The organism is Larkinella bovis (genome assembly GCF_042655385.1).
Lineage (GTDB): Bacteria > Bacteroidota > Bacteroidia > Cytophagales > Spirosomataceae > Larkinella > Larkinella bovis.
The window spans coordinates 170,195-186,609 of sequence record NZ_JBHSMA010000010.1 but is presented as its reverse complement, the minus strand read 5'-3'; the positions used below and the strand labels follow the sequence as shown (position 1 = coordinate 186,609).

The following is a 16,415-nucleotide window of genomic DNA, read 5'->3' as shown; positions in this document are numbered from 1 at the left end:
CATTTTCCTGCTGTTTGAGGATTTTGACAATTTGAGATTCGGTGAATCGCGTCTTTTTCATAGGAATCAGTTTAAAATTAGCATTTTTCTCTAATTCTAAACTGTCCGAATTTTAGGGACACTTACACTACCAATTGTTTAAGCTGCTTATTTTCTTCGGCACCGGCCACCCGGCTCAAGCTGTCGTAGTTTGCGTAACTAACACCCAAGCCAGCATATTTCTTCCGCCGGGCGGCCCCGTTCCAAATATAAAAGGTAGCCTCGCTGACGCCCATCTTGCGGCATACTTCCGATACAAGCACTCCCGTGTCAGCTTGACGAAGGGCAAAAATGATCTGTGCTTCGGTGAACTTTGACTTTTTCATAAGCGATTCTTTGGTTTGTTTAAGTTACCTAAATCGCCTTGATTTTTCTATCCTCTTGCTGTCCAGTTTTTAGGGCTAAGGTCAATTTAGCTTACAGTAGCGGTTATGGATCAAGTCAAATGCTTGGAAACAGATCCAAAGCTAGTGCAGGCCTTCTTCAACAAAAAGGAGATTGCCTTCATTACGGACTAATGCACGGATCAATAAGATAAGTCAAGTTTTTGATAAGTATCATCTGTAGCGCATCTATAGGACCACTATAGGTCAGCATCTTACCTATTTTCAATGAGACCCTATTTACTCAATAATTATCCAGGCTACTAAACTATTGTCAATTTTGTCAGAGCTTGTTATTTTGAAGGACTTTCCAATAATTTTTTCCGTTATTTTTAAACTCGCATCACTATTGCCTTCTTGCCTTGTAACGAATATTTTACTATTGCTAGTTATTTTATAATTATTTATTACAGCTTCTCCGTTCTTTAAATTTACAAGACCGGAACCGCCTATAACGACTTCCGTATTAAGCCCATTCCTCTCCACTACGCCTGCGCTTTTATCAGAAGACATATTATATTGGTTATCTTTTCGTGATGTATTAATCAATAAAGGTTTGGCAACATTATATACAAGAGGACGTCCTCTTATATTATTAAATTTTACAGTATTTCTTACGTCTTGGGATTCTATATCATATTTATATCTTACCGCTTTCGTATCATATTCTACAGTTCCAAGTACAATAATTCCTCCTTCTGAACTATGTGCATCATTACTTAATTTAAATATTGCGTTTCCTTCAGGAACGTTTTTTCCCATATGTACTCTACCAGCTCCAATAATAATTGTTCCACCATTTCCATTATGTAACCAGATTACATTTTGATTTCCTGGATAAGTACTGTTATTATTCCACCTTTCTGATTTAAAAGCCATTAGTAAAAGATTTGCTCGATACAAGCCTGAAACTTTTAATAAAGCATCTTTATTATTATCACCTGCTAAATATTCAATATAATTACTTGTGCTAATAGAATTTTCAATATATACTCCTGAACCAGCTCCTCCTCTACCATTTCCATGTACTGATAAGTATCCCAAATGCATTGGTGATGAATCTCCCTCAATGAATATTCCATTTCTAAAACAGGATATAACTTGCACTCTATCAATGGTAGTCATTTCTCCTATTTTTTTCAGATGTATTCCATCGCCTGAAATTTGCCTATGGCATCTTATTTGTATATCAAATATTCCAGCATTATGTATCCAATCCTCTGAACTTATATTACTTGATTCAATAACAGCATTTGCTAATGTCGGCAACGCAATTAATCTACTTCCCGGATTGTTAGGGCTCCCAGAACTCTCGCCTTGAATTATAATACCAGTATATATAATAATACTATTACCAATCCCCCACTCTCCAAGTGGAATTAGAACCTTACCTCCTGATAAAGTTTTTTTAACAAATTGAATTGCATTATTAATAGCAAAAGAATCGTCAGATTTACCATTACCCTTAGCTCCGAACCATCTTATATCAACTCCACCTGTAAATTTTCTTTCAAAGAAATAACCATTAGGCCCTTGGTAAAGTATACTACTATGTCCAGGTGTATTCTGAGTAACAAGGCCCTTCTTTTTTACCCAAATAGATCCATCATAAACTACTTCATCGCTTTCAATAAGCTTAAACTCATTTAAACTATTAACAATACTTAACTGTTTTTTTGTTGTTACTGGTTGAATTGTATCAATTTTGGCATTTATTAACACACAAGGCTTTACCCAAGAAATACAATTCGTACTTTCTTTTATTATAAGACAAATAAATATTGTATTTACTATTGATAAAATATCCATTACCTCCCCCAAACTTTTCGAATACTAATTAGACTTCCTAAAGAATTATTTAACAGTTTACCTTTATCTAAAGCTATTGCAGCTCGAAATTCTGTACCACCTAGAATTTTAGAAGGCCACCCTACCCATGTTACCGCCGAAAATTGATTTATTTGCTTTCCGAAAGGTACTAAGTAAGTACCATAGTTATGGCTAAAAGAAAACCGGCTCTGAACTTTAATTCCAGAAGCAAACTCACCCGATATAGCGATATGAGTTAACTGAACTCTGTTATTTATTATGCTCCACATTATTCCTTTTCTACCACGTATTTCCCTAAACACTTCTCTGACCTCTTGTCTGTTCATCAGAAATGGTGTACCTATTGTTTTTTTTTGATTTGACCATCCATCTAAATATTGAAAATGGTTAAAGTACTCGTCTCGTCCATCATATTTTATAAATCCAGGATTATCACTGCCGCTTAATGGACCACTTTGATCCATAGTTGTTAGATATTCAACCAGAACTGATGTAACCTTAAATATATGTGCCGGGACTTTAGAAGTATTTTTAACTCTTAATCCATATAATCCATCAGGCATATTAATAAGTGCGAAACCAGACTTATCATCATATGGGTGTTGATAATAACCAAAAATTTGCCACCGACGAGCATAATATTCAACACCAATATCTAATGACCCTAAGTGATTGCCAAATTGGTTTGAGCCATCAAAACTAGTATAAGTATCTGTTTGCATTTCGTCAGGTCTACTCACCAATAATACAGACCAATAGGTTTTAAAGGAAGAAGGAAGCTTACCATTTTTAATTAAGTTTGTTGCGTAATTCACTCTGCCACCCCATTGAACATTATGGATAAACCCTCCATAAAATTTAAGCTTCCAATTCTCTTTACCAAAACGTCCATAGAATGCCTTTTGATGAAGATAAGATCCTTGCACTGAGTCTGTGGCTGGAAACCATCCATGTGCAAACATGGCATTTAATGAGATTAATCCTTTTGTGAATTTAATAGGTATAAAACCCTGAGTCCCAATTTGAATTTTAGTTAAAGGCAAAGCGTTTTTCGACCATGAGTAAGATCCTGAAGAAAGAGTAGAATCCACTAAGCCAATGATTTCCTTTTTCCGTCCGCCATAAATGTAAAATTTACCTAAATTAGCTTGAAAGAAAGCGCTCGGTAATAGAACTTGAGTTTTTCTTCCCGCATTTCCAGCTATTTCAATATCGTATTGAAGTGACCATTTCCTTTTTGCACTACTATCAGGTTTAAATATTCCAAAAGTTCCTATTCTCGCATATCCTAACGAAGAAGAAATAGGAATAGTACCATATTGGTTAGCATAAAGCCAAAATGGGATATGGTTATTGGAAGCTACTACACCGCCTAATTCAGAAAAATAGTGTATTTTCCTAGAAATAGAGTTACTTTGCGCCATAATATTGCTAAATGTACACAAAGTAAGTATCAAAAAAACCAATATATAGCGAAATAGAACCATAATACATATTCGTTTTGTTCAAAAAAAACTATTTCATCAACATTTATGGCTTTAGACTTAATAATTACTTAACTGCGCTATAATAATTAGATGATTTAATAATATTATCTTAGTGTCATAAATTTTAAATTCGAAGACAAAGAGATGAATATGCTTAGAATAGTAATCGGACTCTCTTGCTTTGTTATTGTAATGAATGCACTTCTCAATTGGTTATTAGATAGGCCTTGGGATTGGGAATTAATTGGGCGTTTAACTATCAATTTTTTTTGCATAGTAACAGCTATAGTCATTGGCGTCATAGCCTCCTCATTCCTTCTTTCTGTCTTAGATAACGGGGTCAGGTTATGGGGTTCATCAGATTTGGAGTAAGCCATTTTTATTACAAATAACTATTAAGTTATTTGTAATAAAAATGGCACTTACGAATACATTTATTCGTAAGTGCCTGAAAATTATACGGAGCCTTTATGAATTAACTGCTTCATCAAATACCAAGTATACAAACTATTCGTCACCGCATACCGTTTAAACAGCCGTTTTGGCTCCTGCGCAAACCGGAATAACCATTCCAGCCCCGCCCGTTGCATCCATTCCGGTGACCGTTTGACATCACCCGCTAAGACGGGTAACGCCCCGCCAATGCCCAGCAAAACCGCCGGGATACGGCCCCGCATTTTGCCCATCCAGAGTTCCTGCTTCGGACAACCCAGCGAGACAAACACCAAACCGGCTCCTGACTGGTTAATTTGTTTAACCACTTGATCGTCTTCTTCCGGGGTAAGGGCTCTAAAAGGTGGAGAAAGCGTTCCCGCGATGATTAATTTCGGGTATTTCTGGTGACAGACATTGACCGTTTGCTGCAAAATCTCGGGCGTTGAGCCGTAGAAAAAAACAGAAATACCGGTTTCTGCGGCCGTTTGCAGTAAATCAGGCAGCATATCCAAGCCGGTAGCCCGATCCTGTTTGACGCCGTATAACCAGCGTAAGCTCCATAACAATGGAACACCATCGCATAAAACCCAATCGGCGCCATTGACAGCCTGCCCAATATTCGAATTAAACTTTGACTCAATGATCATGTGAACATTAGCAAAACAGACTGAACCAGCCTGTTTTGCTTTTGCTGCCGCAACAATCTCCTCCTTAAATTGCTGGTAGTTACCTAATGACAGGTTAAGGCTAATAACCGTCGCCCGTTTTTTCAAGGTCCATGACATAAAAAGTAAGCAGGTTTTACTGGTCCCCAAACCAGCTTAATTTTAGTTACTCAAAATAATTCAACACCAAATGTCCGCCCTCGGCCAGCAGCTGGTCACGCCGGAATAAGTCGATATCAGCACTCATCATATCTTTCACCAGAGCCGGCAAATCGTATTTAGGCTTCCAGTTCAGTTTGGTCATGGCTTTGGTCGGGTCCCCCAACAGTAAGTCCACTTCCGTCGGTCGGAAATACCGCTCATCAATGGCTAATACTTCTTTTCCAATCTCGACTGGGAAGTCTGGATTTGAAGCACTTACTACATATGCTTTTTCATCAACGCCTTCACCCCGGAATTCCAGTTCCACACCAATTTCGCCAAAGGCCATTTTCACAAAGTCCCGAATTGTAGTTGTCACCCCGGTGGCAATCACAAAATCTTCCGGTTTTTCCTGTTGCAAAATCAACCACATAGCCTCTACGTAATCTTTGGCATGGCCCCAGTCCCGTAGCGAATCAATGTTTCCCAGAAATACCTTGTCTTGTAAACCTAAACCGATTCTAGCGACAGCACGGGTAATCTTGCGCGTCACAAATGTTTCACCCCGCAGTGGTGATTCATGGTTGAATAGAATTCCATTACACGCGTACATATTATAGGCTTCGCGATAATTAACCGTGATCCAGTAGCCATACAATTTAGCAACTGCGTAGGGCGAACGAGGATAAAATGGTGTCAGCTCTGACTGGGCGTGCCCCTGTACTCCACCATATAGTTCGGAAGTCGAAGCCTGGTAAATACGGGTTTTTTCTGTTAATCCTAAGAGCCGAACGGCTTCCAGGATACGCAGTGTCCCGATGCCATCGACTTGGGCCGTATATTCCGGTTCATCAAAGCTCACCCGCACGTGTGACATTGCACCAAGGTTATAGATCTCGTCGGGCTGTACCTCCTGAATGATCCGAATGATATTGGTAGAGTCTGAAAGATCCCCAAAATGAAGTTTAAAACGAACATTTTTTTCGTGTGGATCTTCGTACAAATGATCAATCCGTTGTGTATTGAATAACGAACTACGGCGTTTGATGCCGTGAACTTCGTATCCTTTTTCCAATAACAATTCGGCCAGATAAGCGCCATCCTGACCCGTAATACCGGTGATAAGTGCTTTTTTCATAACTATTGAGTACTATTCTTTTTAATTTTTACTTAGACATAAACTTCCTGATTGCTCAGGAAGTCCTTATACGTTGCGGCTATGCCGTTCTTTAGTTCGATCTGATGCTTCCATCCCATGTTGTGCAACCGGGAAACATCCATTAACTTACGCGGTGTTCCATCCGGTTTTTCGGTATTCCAGCGCAGTTCGCCTTCAAAGCCTACGGTTTCTCTGATTAGTTCAGCCAATTCCCGGATTGTAACATCTTCGCCCGTACCAATATTGACAAAAGGTTCGTCGTTATACGTTTCCATTAGAAATACGCAGGCATCCGCCAGATCATCAGCGTGCAGAAACTCCCGTCGGGGAGAACCAGTACCCCAAATCTCTACGAAAGGCTGATGGCTGGTTTTTGCTTCATGAAACTTTCGAATCAGTGCCGGCAATACATGAGAACCCTGCAAATCGTAATTATCATTCGGACCATACAGATTGGTCGGCATGGCTGAAATAAAGTTGCAACCGTACTGGCTCCGGTAAGCCTCACAAAGCTTAATACCCGCTATTTTAGCAATGGCATACGGCTCATTGGTTGCTTCCAAATAACCGCTCAGCAAGTATTCTTCTTTCAACGGCTGCGGGGCCATCTTCGGATAAATACAGGAAGACCCCAGAAAGAGTAATTTTTCAACCTTATTTTGGTAAGCACTGTGAATAAGGTTGGCTTCAATCAGCAGGTTATCATACAGAAATTCAGCTCGATAGACATTATTTGCCCAGATACCGCCGACTTTAGCTGCTGCCAGGAATACATAGTCCGGGCGTTCCTCTGCAAAAAAATCGGTAACAGCCGCCTGGTTACGGAGATCCAGTTCCGACGAAGTTCGCGTTATTATATTCTGATAGCCTTTATTTAAAAGGCTACGGACAAGAGCTGACCCAACCATTCCGCGATGACCGGCAACATAAATTTTGTCTTGTTTTCTCATTAATGCTATAAATTTTCAACCGTAAACTTTGCGTCAGTATTCTATCGTATCGAATTAGTGACCCGCAAACTCCCGATGATAAGCCGCCTTATACAGTTCTTCTTCCGGCAAGCTTTTGAAATATTCGTACGTAATCCGCAATCCTTCCGCGCGTGACACTTTTGGCTCCCAGTCCAGAATCACTTTAGCCTTGGAGATGTCGGGCTGACGCTGTTTCGGATCATCCTTGGGCAACGGTTTGTAAACAACCTTCTGATTGGTTCCCGTCAGCTTGATAATTTCTTCGGCAAACTCTTTGATCGTAATCTCCCCGGGATTACCAATGTTGACCGGATACGCATAATCACTTAACAGCAAGCGATAAATACCCTCCACCAAATCATCGACGTAGCAGAACGAACGCGTCTGACTACCATCGCCGAAAATAGTCAGGTCTTCCCCCCGCAGCGCCTGCCCAATAAAAGCAGGTAGAACGCGCCCATCGTTTAGCCGCATCCGGGGGCCATACGTATTAAAAATCCGGACAATCCGGGTTTCCAGGCCGTGAAACGTATGGTACGCCATCGTCATGGCTTCCTGAAACCGTTTGGCTTCGTCATAGACCCCACGCGGGCCAACGGGATTCACATTGCCCCAATACTCTTCGGGCTGTGGGTGAATCGTCGGATCACCGTACACTTCGGAGGTTGATGCAATTAAAACCCGGGCGTTTTTGACACGAGCCAACCCCAAGCAATTGTGGATGCCCAGCGAGCCGACTTTCAGCGTCTGGATTGGGATTTTCAGGTAATCGATTGGGCTGGCGGGTGAAGCAAAGTGCAGAATGTAATCAAGTTCCCCCGGAACGTGGATAAACTGCGATACATCGTGGTGATGAAACTCAAAGTTGGAATTCGGAAACAGGTGTTCAATATTGCGAATATCCCCGGTGATGAGGTTGTCCATGGCAATGACATGGTAACCTTCTTTGATGAATCGGTCGCAAAGGTGCGAACCGAGAAACCCCGCTCCTCCTGTTATCAGAATGCGTTTCATGTACTTGTCAAAAAGATTTCATAACGTTGAATAAATCAGCCCGTTAATAATTGCTACTAACGGGCCGTAATAACTTTATGCGGGTTGCTCCACCTCCTGCATAATCGTCTCGCGACCGATGCTATAGTAGGTGTAGCCCAGCTCTTTCATCTGATCCAGTTCGTAAAGGTTACGACCATCAAAGATGACTTTGTTCTTCAGAAGCAGATTCATTTTACTGAATTCCGGGGTCCGGAACATCGGCCATTCCGTCATGATCACCAGCGCATCAGCATCATCCAGCGCGGCATACGAGGTGTGGGCGTAGGTAATCTTATTGCCCAGCACGTTTTTCACGTTATCCATCGCTTCCGGATCATAGGCCGTCACCTTGGCACCGGCTTCCAGCAATGCCTGGATGTTCTCCAGCGCCGGGGCTTCCCGGATATCGTCCGTATACGGTTTGAAGGCCAGGCCCCAAACGGCAATGGTTTTGTCTTTCAAATCACCGTTAAAGTGCTGATTGATGACCGGAATCAGTTTGGTTTTCTGTTTGGCGTTCACCGCCATCACTGACTTCAGGATCTGGAAATCGTAGTCATATTCCTGGGCGGTTTTGCCCAAAGCCTGTACGTCTTTCGGGAAGCAGCTTCCGCCGTAGCCGATGCCGGCGAACAAAAACCGCTTACCAATCCGGCTGTCGGTTCCGATCCCTTTCCGAATATCATCGACATTCGCACCGGCTTTTTCGCAGAGATTTGCAATTTCGTTCATGAACGAAATTTTGACGGCCAGGAAAGCGTTGGCGGCATACTTGGTCATTTCGGCCGAGCGTTCGTCCATGAAAATAACCGGATTACCCTGCCGAACCAGCGGAGCATACAGCTTGTTCATGACCGCTTTGGCCCGGTCGGACTTTGTCCCGATCACCACGCGGTCGGGTTTCATGAAATCTTCGATGGCCACACCTTCGCGCAGAAATTCGGGGTTCGAGACAACGTCGAAATCAACCTGGGCGGCCAGGGAAATATACTCCCGTACCTTTTCGGCGGTGCCGACCGGTACTGTGCTCTTGTCAACCACCACCACGTAGTCTTTCAGCAACTGGCCCAGATCGCCGGCCACTTTCAGGATATACTTCAGATCGGCGGAACCGTCTTCGCCCGGAGGAGTGGGCAGGGCCAGAAAAATCACTTCGGCGCCATCAATGCCCTCGGCTAAATTGGTCGTAAATTTCAGACGACCTTCGGCGGTGTTACGGTTGAAAAGAACGTCCAGACCCGGTTCATAGATAGGAATGATCCCATTGATGAGCTTTTGAACCTTCCGTTCATCAATATCAATACAAGTTACCTGGTTGCCGGTTTCGGCAAAACAAGTCCCGGTTACGAGTCCCACGTAACCGGTTCCTACAACAGCAATTTTCATAACGTTGAGTAAAAATAGAGTAAATAAAAGTACGTATATTCTAATTAAATATCGACTTCATAAAACCGCAACGAAATCAAAAAGCCTTGTCTTTTTACATTCAAAAACAGACAGTTCGTCTTAGATTTCCAGCATGCTTTGTGATTTAAACCTAAAAAAATAAAACGAGATTAACTACACAATCTGCAATGTTTCTTTTAGTTAGAGGCATAAAATCTTGAAATAAGCCAACAAATAATTTTTACAGTATACTATTTACAGATATCCGTTAAAACCACTGCAAAGTTTTTTTCCTATTTACCAGACAGAGAGAAGAAATTTATCAAACAAGAAGTGAAAATCAAAAAGACAAAAACTATGCCGTGGATACGGCCTATCTACCAATTGCGAAACATTATAAAAAAAACAAAATTAGATACTGCTATTTTCCAGTTTATAGATCAAAGCAACGTGGAATTCAGGAAGGTGTGCGACGCCAGCCCCGCCAGTTCTTTCGACTGAAGGAGTTGCGTTAATTTTTCAGCATCCCGGGGACGGTGCAGATCCGAACCCACAAAATCAATCAGCGATTCATCGAGTAGTTGCCGGGCAAACTGCTGCACCCGCCCGCCATATTGCCCGGCCAGCGAAAGCAGATTCAATTGGAAAAGACAACCCTTGTCCTTTAGTTTCCCAAACCGCTCCATATGATCTTTCAGGTAAGAATACCGTTCGGGATGCGCCAGGATGGGCTTATACCCATTCGTCTGTATCTGAAAAATGATATCCTCCAGGTTGAGTGGCGCATTGGCAAACGATAGCTCCACCAGCACATAATTTGCGCCGAACGTCAGCAGATCTTTCGACTTCAGCAAGGTCACAAAATGATCGTCGATGAGGTATTCGGCAGCCGCTTCCACCTGAATCGTCAGATCGGTCTCGGCCACAGCACGGCGCAGCGTTTCGAGGCCCTGCCGAATGGTGTCACTGCTGTTGGGATAATAGTCGCGAAGAACATGGGGCGTCGTGACCACCTTTTTGTAACCCAGTTCCTGAAAAGAACGCAGACACGTCAGGGCGGTTTCGAGATCGGGAACCCCGTCGTCGATGCCCGGGATCAGGTGAGAATGTATATCAACACCCAGAAATCCGTAATCTGTAAAAAAAGTTTTTTCCGGCCGACGCTTAAAAAATGAGAACATAGATAAAATGGAAGTCGTAAGTCGTAGCGCCATCAGCCTTCTGAGGATAAATCGGACCGACGACTCGTGTATGATAGACGAATGACTTTTTTTTGACCGATGACCTCCTCCAGTTCCTGCCGGAGCATGTCATTCGATTCTTGCAGCAAAGCTACACGTTCGGTTAACTGAAACAAAAGAAACTCCATATTTCGGAGCCGCTCGTCTAACGTCATGGCAGCCAGCGGAGTCTGCGGCAAACTTCTGAACATCAGCCCCTCCCCGCGCAACAGCCAGTCAGTATTCACCTGGGGATACGCCTGAACAATTTTCTGCAGCGTTTCGTACCGCGGTTTCAACCGACCGTGCAGAATATGGTAGACTTTCTCTCCCCGTTTTTCGCCCAATTGCCGGGCAAATTCCAGGACGCTGATATCCAACGCATCAATCAACTGTTGCAAACGGGTTTCAATCGACATGAAACAGCGAAAATTTACATAAAACCATGTAATGACAGCGCACACCGTTTTTATCCTCCCCTCTATACGAATTTCTGGTTCTGCAAAACTGGAAGGCGGGTATAATAGCAAACCAGCACAAAGAAAGCGGTTTTATAACGCCAACTGGCAACACAGTAATTTTTTGCGAATCTTTTTATGTATCATTTTGTATTATACACACTATTAAGTATATTTAAACTTAAATACAAACCCCCATAAAAAGGCAAAAGGGATCGCATAGCGGTCCCCCTGTCCGAACAGTAAACAACAAATACTAATGAACACACAAAAAAACAACACGGGCACAACAAATCAAAATGGTTTGGAACTGAAAGTTTATCAGAAGGTTAACGAAACGACGGATGAGGTCGCTGCTAATCCGGTTTCCAATCCCTTTAAATACCTGGAAGGGCACCCCCGCCAATACCGTTTTGACGCGAAAGAAGGCATTTTTAACATCAACGGCACCGAAAAACTGGGTGGCCCGATGAACGGCCGATCGCTGACCTTCCAACCGATTGCCTGGCGCATTTTTACCGATAATATTTTGAACATGGGCACCAAAAATTGGGCCGAGATCTTTTTTATCGATGAAAAGAACTGTGTGTCGGCGGTTTTGTTTCATGGGTATTCGGTCGATAACATCTTCCGGCTCATCGAACCCCTGTTCTACGACGACCTCACGCTGGCCGATGTGGTAATCACTGCCGTGGCCGAGAAAAAAGAAAATACCAAAATTCAGCCCAAGGGCGTCTATTATATTGCCACGTTCAGCTACCAGCTCGCCGATCCGGAACAAACGAAGATTTTGAAAGCGTTCGGTCAGGAAAACAAGATTTTCCGGCAGGAAACCCTGACCGATATCGCCAACATTAAAACCGCCTACAATTATTACAACCCGTTTCATAACGTCAGCGAGGAGCTGTCGACCGAGGGTGGGGTTCATCTCCTGAACTAATCCGGTGTTGGATCGCCTGGTGCCGAAACCGGTTTCGGCACCAGGCTCCGATTTTTCTTCTTCATTAAAAGTTAGTCCGTTATGATTGCTGAACTTATCGATTATCGTTCCATTCCGCGGGTTTCCAATTCCGATTTGACCCGTTTAAAGGAAGAATACCTGGGCTACACTTCAAACCGGTTTGTTCCGCAGCGAGCCATGCAGTTCGGGCGGGCGTTCCATTCACACCTGCTCGAGCCCGAGCGCGTTGGGGACATTATCGAGCAGCTCCTGCCCGACATGAAACCGGTGGAATCGGGGCGGCTGGAGTTGCTGACGGAGCAGGTTCGGCGTGACTCATTCTGCCGGCGGTATCTCCGGAAATCGGAGCGCGAACGGACGGTACTCTTTACCGACCCGGTAACCGAACTGGCCTGTAAAGCCCGGCTGGATATGGTTTATACCAGTCCCAAAAACCGCAATGCCCTGATTCTGGACTTCAAAACGACCTCCGCCCGCACGCAAAGCCAGTTTCTGCAGAGCTGTTACGATTATGATTACGACCGGCAGGCGGCTTTTTACATCGATAGTCTGCGTCATGCCGAGAGCCGGGAATGGGCGCAGACGCGTCAGTTCCGCTTTATCCTGATTGGTGTTCAGAAGCAGAAACCACACCGGCTTTTTGCGGTCGATGCTACCTCGATTCCGGATTTTGTGGACTATGGGCGAAAAAAATACCGGTTCTGGCTCCGGAAATGGAAAGAGCAACAGCCCGAAGAAACCGGTTTCTGGCTCCGGCAAGCCTCCTGACGCCCTCCGGTCATCCGTTGTCTGAACTCGAATGCGAACCCGAATTTATCCATGAAAACAAACGATATCCTTCTGGCCGAATCGTCCGATCGGACCTCTTCGGCCCCGTTATTCGATTGGGGAATCGATGGACTGGTCATCTGGATTGAAGAACTGGACGGTTTTGGAAGTCTGATGGCGTATATCGACGAGGCCCTGTCCCAGATTGCCTTCGCCATCGAACTCCAGACCGGCTGGGATCACCGCACCGACGCCCACACCTTTCACCCGCTCTACGGATACCGGTTACTGCTCCGGGATGCCACGGGTCTTTGGTACGCGATCCGGATGAACGAAGCGGGGAAATTCGCCGACTTTGTGCCGCTGGAAGAATTCGATTACGACACGGCGTACGAAAAAGCTCTCTGGATTCCCTAACGTACCCCACAGACGCGGACACGCAGGCCGGCCTGCGTGTCCGCGTCTGTGGGACGTGCAACCTTTGCAGAGCAATTTTCATCCTTAGGGAGAACTTGATTGTCTCCCTTATGAAAACACTACTGACGACGCTCCTCTTCATCCTGACGTTTTTCCCGGCGGCCTGGGCGCAACGCACCGTCGATGCTAAAGAAATTCTGGCCAAAATCAACCGAAAAGAGGTTATCTCCTACGAAAACGCGACCATTACCGGCACCCTCGACCTGACAGAACTCGCCAACAAAAGACGCGCTGACAATAGCTGGGCCGAAAACGAAGCCTACGAGAGTGTGGTCGAAACGCCGGTTACCTTTCGCAACTGTACCTTCAAAAACGATTTCCTGGCCTACAAACATATCGACAAGCAAGGCCGTCGCTGGGGCGGAGAGGGGGTGACGTACGCAGCGCATTTTTCCGAAGTCGTCACATTCGAAAATTGTACGTTTGAGCAGAAATCGGAATTTAAATACTCGGACTTCAAACAACGGGCACTGTTTACCGGCACCGGTTTTCGGGAAGAAGCCAATTTCAAGTACGCCAAATTCCGGTCCGTGGCCGATTTCAGCAACACCCGGTTTGGCAACCTGGGTAACTTTAAATACACCGGTTTTAAAGAAGATATTACCTTCCAGAAAGCCCGCTTCGACCGCTACGCCGATTTTAAATACACCAAGTTTGACGAAGGCGTCAATTTCCGGACAGCGCGGTTCGACGGCATGGCGGACTTCAAATACACGCACCTGCCCCGCAACTCCAGCTTCGAAGACACGGTTTTCGGCGGACCGGCGGATTTCAAATATGCCACGCTGGACGGCCGGAAGTTTTCCCCCAGCCGTCGCTAATCACCCCGCAGCCTTTAGGCCGTGCGTTGCTTTATCGTTCAGGCTATCAGACACCTTCCTAAAGGCTGCGGGAACGGCTTTGTTATAACCCTTCAGCCATTTTTCAGTTTTATAGGCAACATTAATCCGTTGTTGCTTTGAAACGCTCCACAAAAATTATTCTGGCCATTGTTGTCCTGCTGATCGTCGCCAGATTGTTGCTGCCCTATTTCGTTCTCCGCTATGTCAATAAACTGATGGCGGATATGGGCTCTTACACTGGCCATGTTGAAGATGTCGATATTGCCCTCATCCGGGGATCGTACCAGATCGAAGACCTGCGCATCCGGAAAATCAACGGTAAAATCAAAGAGCCGTTTTTATATGTGCCCAAGATCGACCTGTCTGTCGAATGGAAATCCCTGTTTAAAGGAGCATTGGTCGGTGAAGTAGAATGTTACCAGCCTGAACTGAACTTTGCGTTCAGCAATAATGAGCAGGCCAGCCAGACGGGTAAAGAACTCGACTGGACCAAGTTGGTCAAAGATTTGTTGCCCATCCAAATCAACCGGTTTGCCGCTTACAATGGAAAAGTGGATCTGGTCAACCTCTTCGAAGCCACCAAAACCGACCTTTCGCTCGAAAAATTCAACGTCGACATCCACAACATCCGGAATGTGGAAGACAAACAATCCAAATTGCCTTCACCCGTAACGGCATCGGGCGACGTACCGGGCTGGGGAGGTACCATGAAGTTTGAAGCGGGGATGAACCTGCTCAAACAGATCCCCGATTTCAATTACAACCTTAGCTTTGACAACCTTCAGCTCGTCAAACTCAACGACCTGGCGCGGAAGTACGGCAATATCGATTTTGAGCAAGGAACGATCAGTGTCATTAGTGAAATGGCCATGTACGACGGCCGGTTTGTGGGTTATTTCAAACCGCTCACCAAAGGCATGAAGATTTTCAAGCTCAAAGAACCGGAGGATCATCGAACCGTCGGACGCTTCTTTACCGAACTCCTGGCCGAAGGGGGGAGCGAAATTCTGGAAAATCAGAAACGCGATCAGGTGGCTACCCGGATTCCCCTGCGGGGTACCGTCGAAAATACGGAAACCGAAATCTGGCCCATCATCATCGGCGTACTCCGTAACGCGTATGTCGAAGCATTCACCAAGGAATTTGACAATACGGTCACCTTTAAGGATGCTGTCGAAACGCTGAAAGAGGACTACAAAGCCAAACGCGAAAAGAAGAAAGCCGAACGCAAAGAACGACGGGAAGAACGAAAAGAAGCCCGTCAGAAAAAACGCGAGGAACGGAGAGAAGCCCGAAAAAAGGAGAAGGACGCCAGATAAAACCGCCAATCCTGGCAGGTTAGCAACGCCATAGGGTTATCTTCTCTCCCCATTTGCTGTTCTTATGGCATTCCGGCCAGGCCGTAAACCGGATGATCACCAACACCTGCGCTCAGGTTTTATACCGGATAAGCAGCAAATACAGCACGGAGGACAGCGCCTTGCCTGACCAACCACGGCAATTATCCGCTATCTTGCAACCCGGTTTGCTCCGATCCGGCCTGGCAGTCCCTACACATTTGCACAACAGGGTCCGGCCGCAAACCGTTTGCTTTATAAACGCTTGAAATGCCGCTATGCCGCAACCCAAATACGCCCGCGAATCGCTGACAACCATGACCGAAATGGTGTTGCCCAACGACACCAATACCCTCAACAACCTCATGGGAGGCCGATTGCTCCACTGGATGGACATTTGTGCCGCCATTGCCGCCCAGAAACATTCCAACCGCATTGTAGTCACGGCTTCGGTCGATAACGTTTCCTTTTCGGTACCGATCAAATTAGGCAATATCGTTACGATGCAGGCCAAGGTAACACGGGGGTTCAACTCCTCGATGGAGGTCAACATCGAAGTCTGGGCCGAAGACATTCCCGCCGGAACACGGGTGAGCACCAACCGGGCCTTTTACACCTTTGTCGCCGTTGATCAGAACGGCCGGCCGATCGAAGTACCGCCGGTAATCCCCGAAACGGACGCCGAGAAAGACCTGTATACCAGCGCCTTACGTCGCCGACAATTACGACTGGTGCTGGCCGGGCGGATGAAACCGCAGGAGGCCAAGGAGTTGCGGGCGCTTTTTGGCGTCACCGACGAAGGATGAGACAGTTTACCGGTT

The 16,415-nt window shown here is 45.2% G+C and carries 15 protein-coding genes and 1 pseudogene; 6 read left to right on the top strand and 10 right to left on the bottom strand.

Annotated elements, in window-relative coordinates; all coding sequences use genetic code 11:
• Positions 1–128: 128 nt before the first annotated feature.
• The 10 genes and pseudogenes from ACFPMF_RS22870 to ACFPMF_RS22825 form a co-directional block, all read right to left on the bottom strand.
• Positions 129–365 (bottom strand): annotated as a pseudogene (locus ACFPMF_RS22870) (transposase); the annotation flags it as partial.
• 297 nt (positions 366–662) lie between these two features.
• Entirely contained in the window at positions 663–2,231 is a 1,569-nt protein-coding gene (locus tag ACFPMF_RS22865) for a glycosyl hydrolase family 28-related protein (RefSeq protein ID WP_379849447.1), read from the bottom strand.
• Positions 2,231–3,739, bottom strand: a complete 1,509-nt coding sequence (locus ACFPMF_RS22860) for a hypothetical protein (RefSeq protein WP_379849445.1) — start codon at positions 3,737–3,739, stop codon at positions 2,231–2,233. Before ACFPMF_RS22860 ends, ACFPMF_RS22865 begins: the two co-directional genes overlap by 1 nt.
• A gap of 455 nt (positions 3,740–4,194) precedes the next feature.
• Positions 4,195–4,959, bottom strand: a complete 765-nt coding sequence (locus ACFPMF_RS22855) for a WecB/TagA/CpsF family glycosyltransferase (protein ID WP_379849443.1) — start codon at positions 4,957–4,959, stop codon at positions 4,195–4,197.
• A gap of 46 nt (positions 4,960–5,005) precedes the next feature.
• Positions 5,006–6,118: a GDP-mannose 4,6-dehydratase gene (gene gmd, locus ACFPMF_RS22850; protein WP_379849441.1), complete on the bottom strand. Its 1,113-nt coding sequence runs from the start codon at positions 6,116–6,118 to the stop codon at positions 5,006–5,008.
• Positions 6,119–6,150: 32 nt separating this feature from the next.
• Positions 6,151–7,089 (bottom strand): GDP-L-fucose synthase, encoded by a 939-nt coding sequence (gene fcl / locus ACFPMF_RS22845; protein ID WP_379849439.1) that lies wholly within the window; start codon positions 7,087–7,089, stop codon positions 6,151–6,153.
• Between the two features lie 54 nt (positions 7,090–7,143).
• A complete protein-coding gene (locus ACFPMF_RS22840) occupies positions 7,144–8,124 on the bottom strand; it encodes a UDP-glucuronic acid decarboxylase family protein (RefSeq protein ID WP_379849437.1) in 981 nt (326 codons plus the stop codon).
• A 75-nt stretch (positions 8,125–8,199) separates the two neighbouring features.
• Positions 8,200–9,531, bottom strand: a complete 1,332-nt coding sequence (locus ACFPMF_RS22835) for a UDP-glucose dehydrogenase family protein (RefSeq protein WP_379849435.1) — start codon at positions 9,529–9,531, stop codon at positions 8,200–8,202.
• A 440-nt stretch (positions 9,532–9,971) separates the two neighbouring features.
• The gene (locus tag ACFPMF_RS22830) at positions 9,972–10,712 is read right to left on the bottom strand and encodes a tyrosine-protein phosphatase (RefSeq protein ID WP_379849433.1); all 741 of its coding nucleotides are present in this window, start codon (positions 10,710–10,712) and stop codon (positions 9,972–9,974) included.
• Between the two features lie 32 nt (positions 10,713–10,744).
• Positions 10,745–11,170 carry an XRE family transcriptional regulator gene (locus ACFPMF_RS22825; protein ID WP_379849431.1) on the bottom strand — a complete coding sequence of 142 codons (426 nt, stop codon included), beginning with the start codon at positions 11,168–11,170 and terminating at the stop codon, positions 10,745–10,747.
• Between the two features lie 298 nt (positions 11,171–11,468).
• On the opposite strand from ACFPMF_RS22825, the gene ACFPMF_RS22820 reads away from it, so the two are divergent.
• The 6 genes from ACFPMF_RS22820 to ACFPMF_RS22795 all read left to right on the top strand — a co-directional run bounded on the left by ACFPMF_RS22820 (position 11,469) and on the right by ACFPMF_RS22795 (position 16,400).
• Positions 11,469–12,149, top strand: coding sequence for a hypothetical protein (locus tag ACFPMF_RS22820; RefSeq protein ID WP_379849429.1), 681 nt, complete (start codon positions 11,469–11,471; stop codon positions 12,147–12,149).
• A gap of 81 nt (positions 12,150–12,230) precedes the next feature.
• Entirely contained in the window at positions 12,231–12,938 is a 708-nt protein-coding gene (locus ACFPMF_RS22815) for a PD-(D/E)XK nuclease-like domain-containing protein (RefSeq protein WP_379849427.1), read from the top strand.
• A gap of 51 nt (positions 12,939–12,989) precedes the next feature.
• Positions 12,990–13,355, top strand: coding sequence for a hypothetical protein (locus tag ACFPMF_RS22810; protein WP_379849425.1), 366 nt, complete (start codon positions 12,990–12,992; stop codon positions 13,353–13,355).
• A 110-nt stretch (positions 13,356–13,465) separates the two neighbouring features.
• Positions 13,466–14,236 (top strand): pentapeptide repeat-containing protein, encoded by a 771-nt coding sequence (locus ACFPMF_RS22805; RefSeq protein ID WP_379849423.1) that lies wholly within the window; start codon positions 13,466–13,468, stop codon positions 14,234–14,236.
• A gap of 137 nt (positions 14,237–14,373) precedes the next feature.
• Positions 14,374–15,576 (top strand): DUF748 domain-containing protein, encoded by a 1,203-nt coding sequence (locus ACFPMF_RS22800; protein WP_379849421.1) that lies wholly within the window; start codon positions 14,374–14,376, stop codon positions 15,574–15,576.
• A gap of 296 nt (positions 15,577–15,872) precedes the next feature.
• Entirely contained in the window at positions 15,873–16,400 is a 528-nt protein-coding gene (locus ACFPMF_RS22795) for an acyl-CoA thioesterase (RefSeq protein WP_379849419.1), read from the top strand.
• Positions 16,401–16,415: the final 15 nt, after the last annotated feature.

Excerpts from the sequence above, each read along its gene's own strand:
- ACFPMF_RS22865 (WP_379849447.1), bottom strand. The coding sequence starts at position 2,231 with ATGGATATTTTATCAATAGTAAATACAATATTTATTTGTCTTATAATA.
- ACFPMF_RS22860 (WP_379849445.1), bottom strand. The coding sequence starts at position 3,739 with ATGGTTCTATTTCGCTATATATTGGTTTTTTTGATACTTACTTTGTGT.
- ACFPMF_RS22855 (WP_379849443.1), bottom strand. The coding sequence starts at position 4,959 with ATGTCATGGACCTTGAAAAAACGGGCGACGGTTATTAGCCTTAACCTG.
- gmd (WP_379849441.1), bottom strand. The coding sequence starts at position 6,118 with ATGAAAAAAGCACTTATCACCGGTATTACGGGTCAGGATGGCGCTTAT.
- fcl (WP_379849439.1), bottom strand. The coding sequence starts at position 7,089 with ATGAGAAAACAAGACAAAATTTATGTTGCCGGTCATCGCGGAATGGTT.
- ACFPMF_RS22840 (WP_379849437.1), bottom strand. The coding sequence starts at position 8,124 with ATGAAACGCATTCTGATAACAGGAGGAGCGGGGTTTCTCGGTTCGCAC.
- ACFPMF_RS22835 (WP_379849435.1), bottom strand. The coding sequence starts at position 9,531 with ATGAAAATTGCTGTTGTAGGAACCGGTTACGTGGGACTCGTAACCGGG.
- ACFPMF_RS22830 (WP_379849433.1), bottom strand. The coding sequence starts at position 10,712 with ATGTTCTCATTTTTTAAGCGTCGGCCGGAAAAAACTTTTTTTACAGAT.
- ACFPMF_RS22825 (WP_379849431.1), bottom strand. The coding sequence starts at position 11,170 with ATGTCGATTGAAACCCGTTTGCAACAGTTGATTGATGCGTTGGATATC.
- ACFPMF_RS22820 (WP_379849429.1), top strand. The coding sequence starts at position 11,469 with ATGAACACACAAAAAAACAACACGGGCACAACAAATCAAAATGGTTTG.
- ACFPMF_RS22815 (WP_379849427.1), top strand. The coding sequence starts at position 12,231 with ATGATTGCTGAACTTATCGATTATCGTTCCATTCCGCGGGTTTCCAAT.
- ACFPMF_RS22810 (WP_379849425.1), top strand. The coding sequence starts at position 12,990 with ATGAAAACAAACGATATCCTTCTGGCCGAATCGTCCGATCGGACCTCT.
- ACFPMF_RS22805 (WP_379849423.1), top strand. The coding sequence starts at position 13,466 with ATGAAAACACTACTGACGACGCTCCTCTTCATCCTGACGTTTTTCCCG.
- ACFPMF_RS22795 (WP_379849419.1), top strand. The coding sequence starts at position 15,873 with ATGCCGCAACCCAAATACGCCCGCGAATCGCTGACAACCATGACCGAA.